This is a genomic window from Occallatibacter sp. FHG110214_02 (genome assembly GCF_059115385.1).
Window position 1 is genome coordinate 1 of the sequence record NZ_JBZYWK010000040.1, and the last position, 14,497, is coordinate 14,497.

10 protein-coding genes are annotated in these 14,497 nt (G+C 58.6%); 5 read left to right on the forward strand and 5 right to left on the reverse strand.

Annotated features, from left to right (window positions below):
* Positions 1-312: 312 nt before the first annotated feature.
* Together glyA and AC5S3R_RS19815 are read left to right on the forward strand one after the other, a co-directional pair.
* The gene (gene glyA / locus AC5S3R_RS19810) at positions 313-1,605 is read left to right on the forward strand and encodes a serine hydroxymethyltransferase (protein ID WP_494268923.1); all 1,293 of its coding nucleotides are present in this window, start codon (positions 313-315) and stop codon (positions 1,603-1,605) included.
* Positions 1,606-2,018: 413 nt separating this feature from the next.
* The gene (locus tag AC5S3R_RS19815; RefSeq protein WP_494268925.1) at positions 2,019-3,884 is read left to right on the forward strand and encodes a bifunctional diguanylate cyclase/phosphodiesterase; all 1,866 of its coding nucleotides are present in this window, start codon (positions 2,019-2,021) and stop codon (positions 3,882-3,884) included.
* Positions 3,885-3,959: 75 nt separating this feature from the next.
* On the opposite strand, the gene AC5S3R_RS19820 is transcribed toward AC5S3R_RS19815, so the two are convergent.
* Together AC5S3R_RS19820 and AC5S3R_RS19825 are read right to left on the reverse strand one after the other, a co-directional pair.
* Positions 3,960-4,544 (reverse strand): hypothetical protein, encoded by a 585-nt coding sequence (locus AC5S3R_RS19820; RefSeq protein WP_494268926.1) that lies wholly within the window; start codon positions 4,542-4,544, stop codon positions 3,960-3,962.
* A gap of 37 nt (positions 4,545-4,581) precedes the next feature.
* Complete coding sequence (locus tag AC5S3R_RS19825) at positions 4,582-6,027, reverse strand: aldehyde dehydrogenase family protein (protein WP_494268927.1); 1,446 nt, start codon at positions 6,025-6,027, stop codon at positions 4,582-4,584.
* 103 nt (positions 6,028-6,130) lie between these two features.
* On the opposite strand from AC5S3R_RS19825, the gene AC5S3R_RS19830 reads away from it, so the two are divergent.
* Positions 6,131-6,835: a DNA-3-methyladenine glycosylase family protein gene (locus AC5S3R_RS19830; RefSeq protein WP_494268928.1), complete on the forward strand. Its 705-nt coding sequence runs from the start codon at positions 6,131-6,133 to the stop codon at positions 6,833-6,835.
* 53 nt (positions 6,836-6,888) lie between these two features.
* A complete protein-coding gene (locus AC5S3R_RS19835) occupies positions 6,889-9,390 on the forward strand; it encodes a DUF3536 domain-containing protein (RefSeq protein WP_494268929.1) in 2,502 nt (833 codons plus the stop codon).
* On the opposite strand, the gene AC5S3R_RS19840 is transcribed toward AC5S3R_RS19835, so the two are convergent.
* The 3 genes from AC5S3R_RS19840 to hpnI all read right to left on the reverse strand — a co-directional run bounded on the left by AC5S3R_RS19840 (position 9,387) and on the right by hpnI (position 13,599).
* On the reverse strand, positions 9,387-11,069 hold the full coding sequence (locus AC5S3R_RS19840; RefSeq protein WP_494268930.1) for a SulP family inorganic anion transporter: 1,683 nt from the start codon (positions 11,067-11,069) through the stop codon (positions 9,387-9,389). The genes AC5S3R_RS19835 and AC5S3R_RS19840 overlap by 4 nt on opposite strands.
* Before the next feature lie 175 nt (positions 11,070-11,244).
* Positions 11,245-12,333 carry a Rieske 2Fe-2S domain-containing protein gene (locus AC5S3R_RS19845; RefSeq protein ID WP_494268931.1) on the reverse strand — a complete coding sequence of 363 codons (1,089 nt, stop codon included), beginning with the start codon at positions 12,331-12,333 and terminating at the stop codon, positions 11,245-11,247.
* Positions 12,334-12,396: 63 nt separating this feature from the next.
* The gene (gene hpnI / locus AC5S3R_RS19850) at positions 12,397-13,599 is read right to left on the reverse strand and encodes a bacteriohopanetetrol glucosamine biosynthesis glycosyltransferase HpnI (protein ID WP_494268932.1); all 1,203 of its coding nucleotides are present in this window, start codon (positions 13,597-13,599) and stop codon (positions 12,397-12,399) included.
* A 116-nt stretch (positions 13,600-13,715) separates the two neighbouring features.
* Between hpnI and msrA the strand changes: the two genes are divergently transcribed.
* On the forward strand, positions 13,716-14,210 hold the full coding sequence (gene msrA / locus AC5S3R_RS19855) for a peptide-methionine (S)-S-oxide reductase MsrA (protein ID WP_494268933.1): 495 nt from the start codon (positions 13,716-13,718) through the stop codon (positions 14,208-14,210).
* The last annotated feature ends 287 nt before the right edge of the window (positions 14,211-14,497 follow it).

Here is a 14,497-nt window from a genome sequence, read left to right on the forward strand (position 1 = left end):
CGATTCCCTGGGAATCGGGCCGTTCTGTTTTTTTCTGCTAACTCGCTGACTTGCTAAGCGCGAAGCGCGGCGGACTCGCTAATTCCAAAGAAAAGAGAACTCAATGCCATCAACGGCAGGCATACCCCACTTCTCCCTTGTCCCTCTTCCCCTGTCCCGGCCTTCTCCACAGTTCACAAATAAAGATTCTCCACAGTCCCTGTGCAATCCACCGCAAACCTCTCAAAACAAATGGCCCCGAAAACAGAGACCCTGTGCGCACCTCACACGCGTTTTTTACCCTGTGGAAGCTTTGGTCCCTATAATCGAGATATGATCGACCCAATGTCGCTGTCCCTCGCGCAAGCCGACCCGGAAGTAGCCGCCGCGCTCGACCACGAAACACTCCGCCAGCATGAAGGTCTCGAAATGATTGCCAGCGAGAACTTCGTTTCGGAGGCTGTTCTTGAAGCAGCAGGCTCTGTCTTCACCAACAAGTACGCCGAGGGTTACCCCGGCCGCCGCTATTACGGCGGTTGCGAGTTCGCAGACGTAGTCGAAAACCTGGCCCGCGACCGCGCCAAGGCTCTCTTCGGAGCCGAGCACGCCAACGTGCAGCCGCACTCCGGCTCACAGGCCAACGCGTCAGCCTACATGGCGGTCCTCAACGCCGGTGACACCATCCTCGGCCTTGATCTCGCGCACGGCGGCCACCTCACCCACGGCCACAAGCTCAGCTTCAGCGGCAAGCTTTACCGCACCACTTTCTACGGCGTCCGTAAAGACACCGAGCTCATCGATTACGACGAGCTCGAAGCCATCGCCCTTCGCGAAAAACCCAAGGCCATCATCGGTGGCGGCTCTGCCTACCCGCGCCTATGGGACTTCGCCCGCATGCGTGCAATCGCCGATAAGATAGGCGCTTACTACATCTTCGACATGGCCCACATCGCCGGTCTCGTCGCGGGCGACGCGCATCCCTCGCCCGTGCCTCACGCGCACATCACCACCACAACGACACACAAGACCCTCCGCGGCCCCCGCTCCGGCCTCGTGCTCACAGGCCCAAATTCCGACCCAGCCCTTGCCGCTGCTATAGACCGCGCCGTCTTCCCCGGCCAGCAGGGCGGTCCGCTCGTTCACATCGTCGCCGCCAAGGCTGTAGCCTTTAAAGAAGCCCTCAGCCCTGACTTCAAGTCCTACGCAGCGCAGGTTGTCGCCAACGCCAAGGTTCTCGCCGACGCCATCTCTGAGGCAGGCTACCGCATCGTCTCCGGCGGCACAGACAACCACCTCATGCTTGTCGATGTCTTCGCCAAGGGAACGCTCGGCTCGGAAGCCGAAGCCGCGCTCGGCAAAGCTGGCATCACCGTCAACAAAAACGCCATCCCCTACGACACTAATCCACCGCTCAAGCCCTCCGGCATCCGCATCGGCACGCCCGCCCTCACCACGCGCGGCATGAAGGAAGCGGAGATGAAGCAGGTAGCCAAGTGGATTGTCGAAGCCCTCGACAAGAAGAACGACGACGCAGCCCTCGACAAAATCCGCAACGAAGTTGCTGAGCTGGCCAACCAGTTCCCGCTCTACGCCTGGCGCCGCCACTCCGCAGCCGTCACCGCATAGCGTCTTCCGTGTCAAAGTAAGCAAAGAGAAAAAGGGATGAGCCTCCGCGCTCATCCTTTTTTCTGCATTGACGCAACACATCGAGCACTTGCACCAGTTGTAGCCTTTGTTTTTGCATTCCCTAGTCCCTAGTCCCTAGTCCCTAGTCCCTAGTCGCCCTTTTCCCCTCATCACACCCTTTGTGATATATTCACCCTCGGTCCGGAAACCCGCCGCAAAAAGCGCCGCCCGCACAGAGACGAGATGCTCGCGCGAAGCAGGCCAAGCGTGGTTTTCCCAGGATTGCGGCTCATCGCCCCTCAGCGCTCCGAACAGACTCGGCAAGCCGCAGAGGGGCGATTTTTTTAAATTCGTATTTTCGAGTAGTAGGATTAAAGGCAACTTGCAAGCCCAGTATCGAGCGTCTTTCAACAATGAGCACAACAACAGCGCAAGGCACCTTGGAGGCGGACACCGACTCCGGCAGTACGCTATCTATAAGGCGTTTAATTACCTGCGGAGTAATCCTCATCGCCGTCACCCTCGGCGCTGAGCTTCTAAATACCATCTCCTGGTCGCACGGCGACATCAGCATCATGTGGCCTTCCACGGGTCTGCTCATCGGCATGATTTTGAGCGTGCCGCGCCGCCAGTGGCCCGCCTACATTGCCGTCAGCACGGTCATCGATTTCACAGCCACCATGCTGCCGCCGCTCAACTCAAGCTTCGCGCTGGCCCTCTGCGCCGCCGCCTGCAACGTGGTTGAAATCACTGTTGCCGCCTGGCTTCTTCGTTCCTCGCTTGCTCCGGAAAAGTACCTTGCCCGCGCGGGGCAGCTCGTCAGCCTGCTTATTTACGGCGTCATCGTCGCGCCGGGAATAGCCTCTGCCTGCTACGCCGCACTGCTCTCACTCATTCACTACAAGCCCTTCTGGCAGGTGCTCCCCGAGTGGTTCACCGGAGATGCTCTTGGCATCTCCATCATGACGCCGCTGTATCTCGCTTTGCGTGAGCCCGCGCCATTCTCCCGCCGCAAGTGGTACGAGGTCACAGGCCTCTTCCTGCTTCTCTGCGGCGTCAGCATTGGCGTCTTCTGGCAAACCTCATTGCCGCTGCTCTTTGCCATCCTCCCCGTTTTGCTATTAGTGGAGTTCCGCCTTGGTATGGCAGGCGCCGCACTGGGCCTCTTTGCCGTCGCAACTATCGGCGGTTACTTTACCGCCCGCGATCACGGCCCCATCGGCCTGACTGTGTACTCGCTTTCCCCGCGCACGCTCATGCTGCAGATCTTCGCCTTTGTCTCCATGCTGCTGCTCTACATTGCAGAGGTAGTGCGCGCCGCCCGCAACCGTTTTGAGCTCGGCCTGCGCGCCAGCGAGCAGCGTTTCCGCCTGCTTGCCGAAGGCACCACAGACATCATCACCATGCGCAATCTGGCCCGCGAGCTGGATTACATCTCGCCTTCGGTCACAACCTTCCTCGGATGGAAGCCCAATGAGATGACAGCCGGCCTTGAGGGAGCCGTGCATCCGGACGACATCAGCTCTCTTAACAAGCTGTATGACGATTGCCTGGCTGGCAGAAAACGCAATGTTCTTGAGCTGCGCCTCCAGCGCAAAGACGGCACCTGGCACTGGACTGAAGCCAATCTCGCTCTGCACCGGCATCCTGAATCCGGAGCGCCTGCCGGATTCATCAACGTTCTTCGCGATATCTCCGGCCGCAAAGCAGCGGAGGAAGAGATCTCCAAAGCTCTCAACGTCGCTGAAAACCGTGCCGTCACGGACCCGCTCACCGGCATCGCCAACCGTCGCCGTCTTGATGAGTACATCGCCGCCGAATGGGATCGCGCCGTGCGTGGCCGCTCCACGCTTTCCATCCTCATGATTGATGTGGACTATTTCAAGCACTACAACGACAACAACGGCCACCTTGCCGGTGATCGTTGCCTGCGCGAAGTTACCGGAGCTATTTCCGCGGAAGCACAACGTCCCGCGGATTTTGTAGGACGCTACGGTGGAGAAGAGTTTGTTGTAATTCTGCCGGAGACAGACACCGCAGGCGCACGCCACATCGCCGAAAGAATCCGCCGCTCCGTTGAGCAGGAACAGATACCCCACGAGGGAAGCCCGCACCGTGTAATCACGGTCAGCATCGGCAGCTCCACCATGCGCCCCTCGGCAGACAGGCATGCCGCACAGTTGCTTGAAGGCGCCGACGCCGCAATGTACTTAGCGAAGCAGGCTGGCCGCAACTGCGTCTGGGTAGACGGCGACGAAGCCAAACCCCTCTGGCCCTGAAGATTGGTCATCCAAGCTACCACTACGCAAAGTGGCGCATTCCCGCCAGTGTGGCCAGTTTTCCTATCAATCCCGTTACGGCGCACTTGCCGCATGCAACAGGCCAAGGCAAGCTACCGGGTCGGCAACTGGCTGAGGATCTGACATGCGCGTTTTTCCTTTGATGGGCGGCGGAGTCATGCACGCGTCCACATTCTTTGTTTGCTTTTTGTCGATATCCCGCGCCTCTACGGGCTTTGCTGTCGCCAGTTCCTTTGCTGCCTCATCACAAGGAATCACGGCAAGCTGAGCCCATGCGTATCCAACTTCTGCTACCGGCACGACTGCATAGCGTGTATTGGTACGCAGGCAGTACGTTGCTCCTGCAGCCAGGTTCAGCTCTGCTACCTGCTTCGGAGCCCATTTGCCCTCTCTCGCGAAAAACTTGTGTGTACCCGGTTGCAGATTCAGCACAAGGAAGCGATTGGTCGGAACGAAAGCAAGCAGTTCTTTCTCATCATGTACCCAGGCGCCAATCGGTGCTGTGCCGGTAGGTACAACGAGATTCCGAAGCTGCTTCGTAATAGGAAAGGGCGGCGTATAAAGAAAAACCTTCGCCTGCTGCGCAATGCAAAAGCCGTGCAGCAAAGCGAGAATGGGAAGAATTTTCAGGATTCGCACGCAGCCATCTTCTCATGGAGCAGCCGCAATCCAGCGATTATTGCAACCCAGCCATCACCAGCATCTTCGGTTCTGTCATCTCTTCCATCGCAAACCGCACGCCCTCGCGCCCCAGCCCGGAGTCCTTCACGCCGCCATAGGGCATCGGGTCCAGCCGCCACGCTGGTGTATCTCCCACAATCAGGGCACCAACTTCCAATTCGCGATAAGCCGTCAGAATCCGTCCTGCATCCCGCGTCAGCAACCCTGCTTGCAAGCCATATTTCGAATGATTTACCTCAGCCAGCGCATCTTCAAAGTCGTCATACGGCTCAATCACCAGCACCGGGCCAAACACTTCTTCCTCGCGCAGTTTCATTCCCGGCTTGGTCCCGGTCAATACCGTCGGTTTCATGAGTGAGCCAGTCCGCTCGCCACCCTCTACCAACTTTGCGCCACTGGCCACAGCTTCTTTCACCCACGCTTCAATCCGCTCCGCCTCGCTCAGCCGAACTACGGGCCCAATATCCGTCATCTCATCCGCCGGATCGCCCGTCACCATAGCCTTTGCCGCATCCACAACCTTCCATAGAAAGGTCTGGAAGATGCTGCGTTCGACGAAAACCCTCTGCACACTGATGCACGACTGCCCTGCGTAGCCAAAGGCCGCTGCGGCAACCTTGTTCGCTGCGCCCTCCAGGTCGGTCCAGTCCTTGTGCACAATCAGCGCCGCGTTCCCGCCCAACTCCAGCAGCACCCGCTTGCGCCCCGAGTGCGCCTTCAGCTCCCAGCCCACCTTGGCTGAGCCGGTAAAGCTCACCAGCTTGATGCGGTCTTCCTTCTCCGCCAGCCACGCCGTGTCCGCATTGGAAAGCGGCAATACAGCAATCGCTTCCTCAGGCCAGCCAGCCTTCAGAATCACCTCGCCCAGCGCCAATGACGTAAACGGCGTCTGCGGAGCGGGCTTCAGGATGACCGGGCATCCCGCTGCCAGTGCTGGAGCTACCTTATGCGCCACCAGGTTCAGCGGAAAATTAAACGGTGTAATCGCCAGCACCGGACCCACCGGAAACCGCTGCACCAATCCCCAGCGCCCTTCATTGCCCTCGGCCAAATCCAGCGGAATCGTCTCGCCGCCCAGCCGGACAACCTCTTCGGAAGCTGTCTTAAATGTTAGAACCGCGCGGTCCACTTCCGTCCGCGCCAGCCGGATCGGCTTTCCCGCCTCCGCCGCAATCAACTGCGCAAAGCGTTCCCGCTGCTCAATCAGCGCCGCGGCAATATCTTCCAGAATCTCGCGCCGCTTCCATCGTGGCAGCGCTCGCGTCCGGCGCATGGACGCCACGGCGTGCTGTACCGCCTGCCGCGCATCGGCCCGCGTTGCTATAGTTACGCGCCCAACAAGCCCCTGGTCCCAGGGCGAGCGTATTTCCATCGCATCGCCGTCAATCCACTCCTTACCGCAGAGCAGGAATCCAGTTTGTGTACCAGGGCGCATCTTCATCGGGCAGTGTCCTCTAGCCAAGAGGATAAACGGTCAGGTTGGGGGATCGTGAAGCATGAACTATAAGCCGCAAAGAGACGCCCCGGCGTTACACTGCTCTCGTATGATCCACAACGGTCGCAGCCGCAAACTCCCTTTCGATGCCGAAGAAGCCGTCACACACCTGAGCGCGGCCGATGCAAAACTGGCCACGCTCATCGAACGTGCCGGTCCGTTCACCATGAAGCTCGACCAGTCGGCCTCACCCTTCGAGTCGCTGCTTGAGTCAATCCTCTATCAGCAACTCCACGGCAAAGCGGCAGCCACCATCCACCGTCGTTTCCGAGAATACTTCGGTGGCGACCCCACACCTCAAGCTCTTCTCGGCACACCCGACGAGCCGCTTCGCGCCTGCGGCGTCTCCGGCAACAAACTCAAGGCCATGCGCGACCTCGCGGCTAAGACCATCGCTGGCACTGTCCCCACACACAACGCAATTCTCAAAATGTCCAACGAAGAAATCATCGCGAGACTCACGGAAGTCCGTGGCATCGGCAGCTGGACTGTAGAGATGCTGTTAATTTTTCGCATGGGACGCTCCGACATTTTCCCTGTAACGGATTACGGCGTCCGCAAAGGTTTCGCGCTTACTTTCCTCAAGCTCCCTAAATCCCGAGCTATCGAAGCTGCCGATCTGCCCACACCGGAAGTTATGCTTCGCCGTGCCAAGCTCAAAATCTGGACACCCTACCGCAGCGTAGCCAGTTGGTACATGTGGCGTGCCTGCGATTTGGCGAAGAACACAGCCCCGGCTGGCAGCAGAACTTAACACATTCGGCCTACAATAACCCGTACAGACGCATTTTGCGTCTCCGCATAGCCATGCCGACCTCTATCAAACGCTACATCTGCATCCACGGCCACTTCTACCAGCCACCGCGTGAAAACCCCTGGCTGGAGGCCGTAGAAACACAGGACTCCGCCGCGCCCTATCACGACTGGAATGAGCGCGTCTGCGCGGAGTGCTATGCGCCGAATGGGGCTGCGCGCATCGTCAACAGCAAGAATAAGATCACGCGCATCGTCAACAACTACGCGCGCATCAGCTTCAACTTCGGCCCCACGCTGCTCAGTTGGCTCAAGGATTTTGCTCCGCGCACCTATCGCATGATTCTCGACGGCGAGCGCCGCAGCCGCCGCCTCTTCCGCGGCCACTCCTCGGCTATGGCGCAGGTCTACAACCACGTCATCATGCCCCTCGCAAACCGCCGTGACAAAATCACACAAATCCGCTGGGGCATTGCCGACTACATCTCGCACTACAACGCATCGCCGGAAGGCATGTGGCTCGCCGAAACCGCCGCCAACTCGGAAACGCTGGAACTGCTGGCCGAACACGGCATCAAGTTCACCGTTCTTGCGCCGCGCCAATGTCGTCGCGTCCGCCCGCTTGGAGAAAATCAGTCCAACGCAGCTAATCAAGCCTGGACGCCCACCTCAAACGACTCCGTCGATTCCACCCGTCCCTATCTCGTTCGCTTTTCCTCCGGCAAGTCCATCGCGGTCTTTTTCTATAACGGTCCCGTCTCGCAAGCCATCGCCTTTGAAGGCCTCTTGAACTCCGGTGAAATCTTTGCAGGCCGATTAAAAGATGGTTTCCGTCCCGATGATCGTCCGCAGCTTGTTCACGTTGCCACCGACGGCGAAACCTACGGCCACCACCACAAGCACGGCGAAATGGCCCTCGCCTACACGCTCAAGCTTCTTGAACAGGAAAAGAATGTTCGCATCGCCAACTACGCCAGCTATCTCGCGCAGTTCCCGCCCGAGTACGAGTGCGAAATCGAAGAAAATACCTCGTGGAGCTGCATTCACGGCGTAGAACGCTGGCGCTCCAACTGCGGTTGCAACACGGGCCGTCCTGGCTGGGGACAAGCCTGGCGTTTCCCTCTGCGCAAGGCAATGGATGAAGTCCGCGACGCCATCGAGCCGCTTACGGAAGAAGAAGGCGCAAAGCTTTTCAAAGATGTGTGGGCCGCACGCGACGCCTACATTCAAGTCATCCTCGACCGCAATGATGAAGTCATCAACCGCTTCTTCGCTGAGCACCAGTCGCACCCGCTTACAGAAGAAGAGCGCGTCCACGCTCTCAAGCTCATGGAGATGCAGCGCCACGCGCAGCTCATGTACACAAGCTGCGGCTGGTTCTTTGACGACATCTCCGGCATCGAGTCCGTGCAGGTCATTGCCTATGCTGCCCGCGTGCTGCAGCTCGCACAACACCTATTTGGCGAGCGCGGCGCAGCACTGGAACCCGCATTCATTGCGCAGCTCTCGGAAGCCGGCTCCAACCTGGCTAAGCCCCATGACGGCGCGCAAATCTACCGCGACGTCATCGGCCCCATGAGGCTCACGCTAGAACAGGTAACCGCGCATTACGCCATCAGCTCCATGTTCACCCCCTACACAGAAGAGGCCGAGCTATACAGCTACCGCGTGCACCGCCTCTCACACGACATCTTCACCTCCGGCCGCGGCAAACTCGCCGTTGGCCGGGCACGCGTAGCCAGCGCAATCTCAGAGGATGCGCAGGATTTCTGCTTTGCGGTCCTTCACTTCGGCGACCAGAACATCACAGCCGCCGTAAAGCCATACTCCGAAGCAGAAGCGGGCGCTTTCGTCAGCTTCCGCGATGAAGCAGCTGCAAGCGTGCAGCACGCCGACCTTCCCGCGGTCATCCGGCTGCTTGACCGCACCTTCGGCAGCGTCGATTACTCACTCAAGTCGCTCTTCTCAGACGACCAGCGCCGTATCGTGCAAACCATTCTCAATTCCACGCTCTCCAACATTGAGAACACGCTGACCACCATCTACGACGACCACGCCAGCCTGCTGCACTATCTTTCGCAAGCGGGCTTGCCTAAGCCTCCCGCGCTTGTGCTCGCTGCAGGATTTGCCGTGAACGCCGGTCTGCGTCGCGCACTTGATACCGACCCTGTAGACGTGGCGCTCCTGCGCTCTTACATGCAGTTAGCCAAGGCAGACCAGGTGCAGCTTGAAACGCCCACCCTCTCTTACGTCGCCGACCAGCGCATGAAACGCCTGATGGTGGACCTCCAGGCCTCATCCGGCACGCTCGAAGAGCTGGACCGCGCTCTTGCGCTCGCTCGCGCCCTCACTGAGTTGCCCTTCGATCTCAATCTCTGGCAAGCACAGAACATCTGGTACGAAATTCTGCGCAGGCAAAACGAAGTGCTTTCCGTCATACCGCCGGAGGACCGCACGAAATGGCAGCAGGATTTTGCGGCGCTGGGAACATGCCTCTCGATTGATACGCAAGCAATTGTGGAGCAGGATCCGGCAGTCGCAACAACAGGAGATTAGCTGGCCTTTCCTAGTTCCAACTGTTGCGCATGAATCTCTTCTGCCCGGTCGAGAGCTGCCTGCACGCTCGGCAGCACATTCTCGCGCCCCAGCTCGTCCAGAAACTTCGTTCCACCCAGCAGCTTGCCCGGCTGGGGCCGCGCACCGCACAACAGCAGCGTGCGCCCCGACTTTCGCAGCCGTTTCGCAAAGCCTTCAATCGCGTGAATGCCTGTTGCATCAATCGCTGTCATGTTTCGCAGCCGCAAAATCACAATCGCGGCAAACTCAGACAAATCCGCCGTAGCATCCACCAGCTTCTCTGCTGTGCCAAACAAAAACGGTCCATGAATGCGCAGCACCGAGATGTAGGGAGGAATCGTCCGCCCCTGCAGCGAGTGCGCCTCGCCTTCCTGGATGTAATCCTCGTCCACCAGCGAAACTGAAGTTGTATCCGCCACGCGCCGGATATAGACAAGCGCCGAAATCGCCAACCCTACGCCAACGGCCACGGTCAAATCCGCAAACACAGTCAGTGCAAAGGTCAGCAGCCAAACTGTAATCGCAGAAAAATCCATGCGGAAGATCGAGCCAATCTCGTGCCACTCGCCCATGTTGTACGAAACAACAAACAGCACTGCAGCCAGCGTTGCCAGTGGAATATAGCTCGCCAGCGGAGCCGCCACCAGCAGAACCAGCAGCAGCGTTGCCGCATGAATCATGCCGGAAAATGGCGACTTCGCTCCCGCCCGGATATTCGTCGCTGTCCGCGCAATCGCGCCCGTAGCCGGAATCCCGCCAAACAGCGGAGATGCAATATTGGCCACACCTTGCGCCACCAGCTCCACGTTGGAGTTGTGCCGGTCGCCAATCATCCCATCCGCCACCACGGCAGACAGCATGGACTCAAGCGCCCCCAGCAACGCAACCGTAAACGCATGCGGAATCAGCGGCAAGATATGCTCTGCATGAAGATTCGGCAAGGTAAATGGCGGAAACCCCTGCGGAATCCCGCCAAACTTTGTCCCGATGGTTTCCACCGGCAGGTGCAGCGCCCACGCAATCACCGTAAAAATCACCAGCGCCAGAATCGATGCCGGAATGCGCTTGTTCAGCCGCGGCAGCAGCACGATTATCGCCAGCGTCCCCGCGCCCACCGCTAGCGCATACCAGTTCACGGTGTTGAAGTGCGCAGCCAGCAGCTTCATGCGCGGCAAAAACTCGCTCGGCACCGCAGGAGTTTTCAATCCAAAAAAGTCTTTAATCTGCGTGGAAGCAATCAGAACAGCGATTCCGTTGGTAAATCCAAGAATCACCATGCGCGGAATATAGCGAACAGCCGCGCCCAGCCCTGTCACGCCCATCAGCAGCAGAATCACGCCCGCCATGAGCGTTGTCAGCGCCAGCCCTGGCATGCCGAACTTGGCCACAATGCCGGCGACGATCACGACAAACGCGCCGGTAGGCCCGCCAATCTGTACTCGAGATCCGCCCAGCGCAGAGATCAGAAACCCAGCAACGACAGCCGTATATAACCCAGCCTGCGGCGTAACGCCGGAAGCAATACCAAAGGCCATCGCCAGCGGCAGTGCAACCAGCCCCACGGTAATGCCAGCTAAAAGGTCATGCACAAACGCGGAGGAAGAGTAATTCCTGAGCGCCAGAACGGACTTCGGCACATTGGGGTTATGCAGTGACATGAACGGCTTCACACTAAAGATACGCCTATAATCACGCTCGAAGCAAAACATGCGCATGTACTAAAAAGGTGCTGGATATTCCTAACCTCGAACCTTCTATCCGGGCAATAGTAAGGCCCATAAATCCAGGCATCTGCAAGAATGGCGCGAAGTGCAGCCCGCCGTACGCGCAGTACTAACTGCGCCAGTGCAATTCCACGGGCCCATCCATCGGATGTTTCTCTGAGCCTTCCAGCCGCGCCTGCTTCAATGCGAAGTACCACTTTGCTGGTTTGTCCGCGTCGTCAATCAGCATCAGCGAAGGGTTATGCCGCAGCCCCTCCGCCTGTTGAATCATCGTGTCCTGGTCCTGCTTCACAAACTTCGCGCCAAAGAACTTCGCAATCGGCGTAACAAACGGCACGTGATAAAAAACATTCCACGCCGCAATCACATCAATGCGGCAGGTTGAGCCCGTCACCGGAGTTACCGTCGTCAGCGAAGAGAACCACTTATCTCCCGCGCGAATGATCTCGGTGCGGCGGTTCGGCAACACAAAGTCAATCGTTGTCTCGACCGACTGCCCATACACGCCGAGCAGCTTATACGGGGCTGAATTCACACTGGGCGCATGCGCAGCCATGCGGAATCCTTCAGGAATTGGTTCAAACTTCTTCGCCTTCTCGCGAATCGACGAGCGCGTTCGCCACCACCATGCCTGGTGCACAAACGGTCCATGTGCTGGGTCCATCAACCCGATAATGCCGTGGTCCACATTGCACGGCAGGTCCGCGGTAAGAAATGCTGTTCGATACTGCGGCCCAAACTTCGCCAGCTCCGGCACAGGCCTGCTTGGCGCAACCGCTTTCCCAGCCCCCGGCGCAGGCACATAAACCCATGCGTGCCCGTCGCGTTCTTCGCAGGGATAGGCACTCGCATAAATCTTTGTAGCGTCCAGCTTGTCGTAGCTGGAAAGCGAAGGAATATGCGTGCACTGCCCGCTGCAAGGCTCAAACTCCCACCCGTGGTAGCGGCAGGTTACATTTTCGCCGTCAAACCATCCCACGCTTAGCGGAATTCCGCGATGCGGGCAGCTATCGCGCATCGCAAACAGCTTCCCGTCCTTCTTCCGCCCAATCACCAGCGGGATATCCAGCAGCATCGCCGTCGCCAGCTTGCCTATGCGCAGCGTATCCGTGCGCAGCGCCGGATACCAGTCGTCATAAATCAGCGTGGCGGTAGGTCCAGTTGCGGGGCCGGGTTGAATGGAGACAAGAGGAGCCATCGAAATTCAAGATACCAGTGCAGAGGGAGCCGATAACAGTGACCAGCCGCACAGAGCAGCTCTTTAGTTGCCTACTTCCTTAGTTCCTGCAGGCAACAGTCTGCCCTTTTTCACTACAAACGTTTGCCCGCGCCAGACAATCGTGTTGCCCGCGAAACCCGTAGCCCACAATCCCATTGCCACGGCGTCGCGAAACGGCACGAGCCACAGATTCGGCAGCACTTGGTGGTCCTGCAGAATTCTCACGCCGACTGTCATTGCTACCGCCAGCCGCAAAAAGAAGGCCATCGCCAGCAGCCAGAGACTCAACGGGCTCAAGCCGCTGGCCAGTACGTTGATGAGAGCCAGCGGCAAAGTATACGTCAGCAGAAGCCCAACGTATCCGCCTGGACGCGCATCGCGTACGGTGCGATACCAGCGCAACTGGTGCTCCACAAACCCGCGCCAGTTGTATGCGGGAACGCTGGTCTCTACCGAATCCGGCGCAATCACCACGCGATATCCGACCTTGTCGATGCGAAGGCCCAACTCGTAATCGTCGGCCAAGATATCTACCAGTGTTTCGAGGCCGCCGATGGCGTTGACTGCCTCGCGGCTTGCGGCCAACGTGCCGCCGAGCCCGAAGTGCATGCCGCCTTCCAGGATCACGGAGACCAGCAGGCTGGGAAAGAAATCAATCGAGATTCCCAGCGATTCCAGTTGTGACGGAATCGTTCCATGAGCATGCCCGCGATACAGTGCAGTCACCAGCCCGACTGGCTTTTTCCCCGGTTCCGCGAAGGATGCCATGACGCGCTCGAGATACTTTGGCGACACGGTAATGTCGGAATCGTTGATGAGCAGATAATCATGCGCAGCGTGCGGGACTAGCTGGACGAGCGTGCTGATTTTGCCGTTGGTGCCAAGCTTTTCCGGGCACTCCATCAGGCGGATGGACCGCTCGGGGAACTCCTTTTGCAGCGCTTGCACGGCTGGAACCGCTTCATCGTCCATGGAGGCAACACCGAAGAGCAGCTCGTACTGGCCGGCGTAGTTCTGGCGGCAGTGGGAGCGGAAGGCGTCCATCATACCGGGGTCAAAGCCCTTGAGCGACTTGAGAATTGTAACCGGCGGCGCAAAGGGCGCACGCGCCTGCTGCCTGAGCTGCGCGCTGCGGCGGGCAATGTAGATATAAGCGGCCACCAGCGAGGTCAGCGAATAGCCCAGGCTGGCCACGGCCAGAACCGTGGTCGCAATCTCCACGGCGTGGGCGTAAACGTGCGGCATAAAAACAGGTTACAGGTTTCAGGTTACAGGTGTCAGCATCGCTGCCGCAGCGCTTTTAGCCGCACCTGTCATCTGTCATCTGTTACCTTCCACTCGTCTCCTGCATCCAATGCAACATGAGCCAGGAAAAAGCTACATTTGGAGCCGGATGCTTCTGGGGTGTTGAAGCGGCCTTCGCCGCTCTGCCGGGCGTTGTTTCTACCGCGGTTGGTTACGAGGGCGGAAGCCTCGAAAACCCCACTTACAAAGATGTTTGCGCGCAGGACGTGCGCCCCGTTGGTGCTACCCACGCCGAGGTTGTCGAACTGGAATTTGACCCGGAAAAGATCAGCTACGAGCAGGTTCTGGATGCCTTCTTTGAGCTTCATGACCCGACGACGTTGAACCGCCAAGGACCGGACTGGGGTACGCAGTACCGCTCGGCTGTCTTCTTCCACTCGCCGGAACAGGAAGCGATAGCGAAAGCTAAGATTGAGGCACTTACTGCCGAGGGGCGCTATACGCCCAAGCGCATTGTTACTCAAGTTGAGCCTGCGCAGACCTTCTGGCGCGCTGAGGAGTATCACCAGCGCTATCTGGAGAAGCGCGGGCTGGCGAGCTGCCATATTTAAGCGTGGGAATTGTCTTTCGTGTGAGGTGCGCACAGGGTCTCTGTTTTCGGGGCCATTTGTTTTGAGAGGTTTGCGGTGGATTGCACAGGGACTGTGGAGAATCTTTATTTGTGAACTGTGGAGAAGGCCGGGACAGGGGAAGAGGGACAAGGGAGAAGTGGGGTATGCCTGCCGTTGATGGCATTGAGTTCTCTTTTCTTTGGAATTAGCGAGTCCGCCGCGCTTCGCGCTTAGCAAGTCAGCGAGTTAGCAGAAAAAAACAGAACGGCCCGATTCCCAGGGAATCG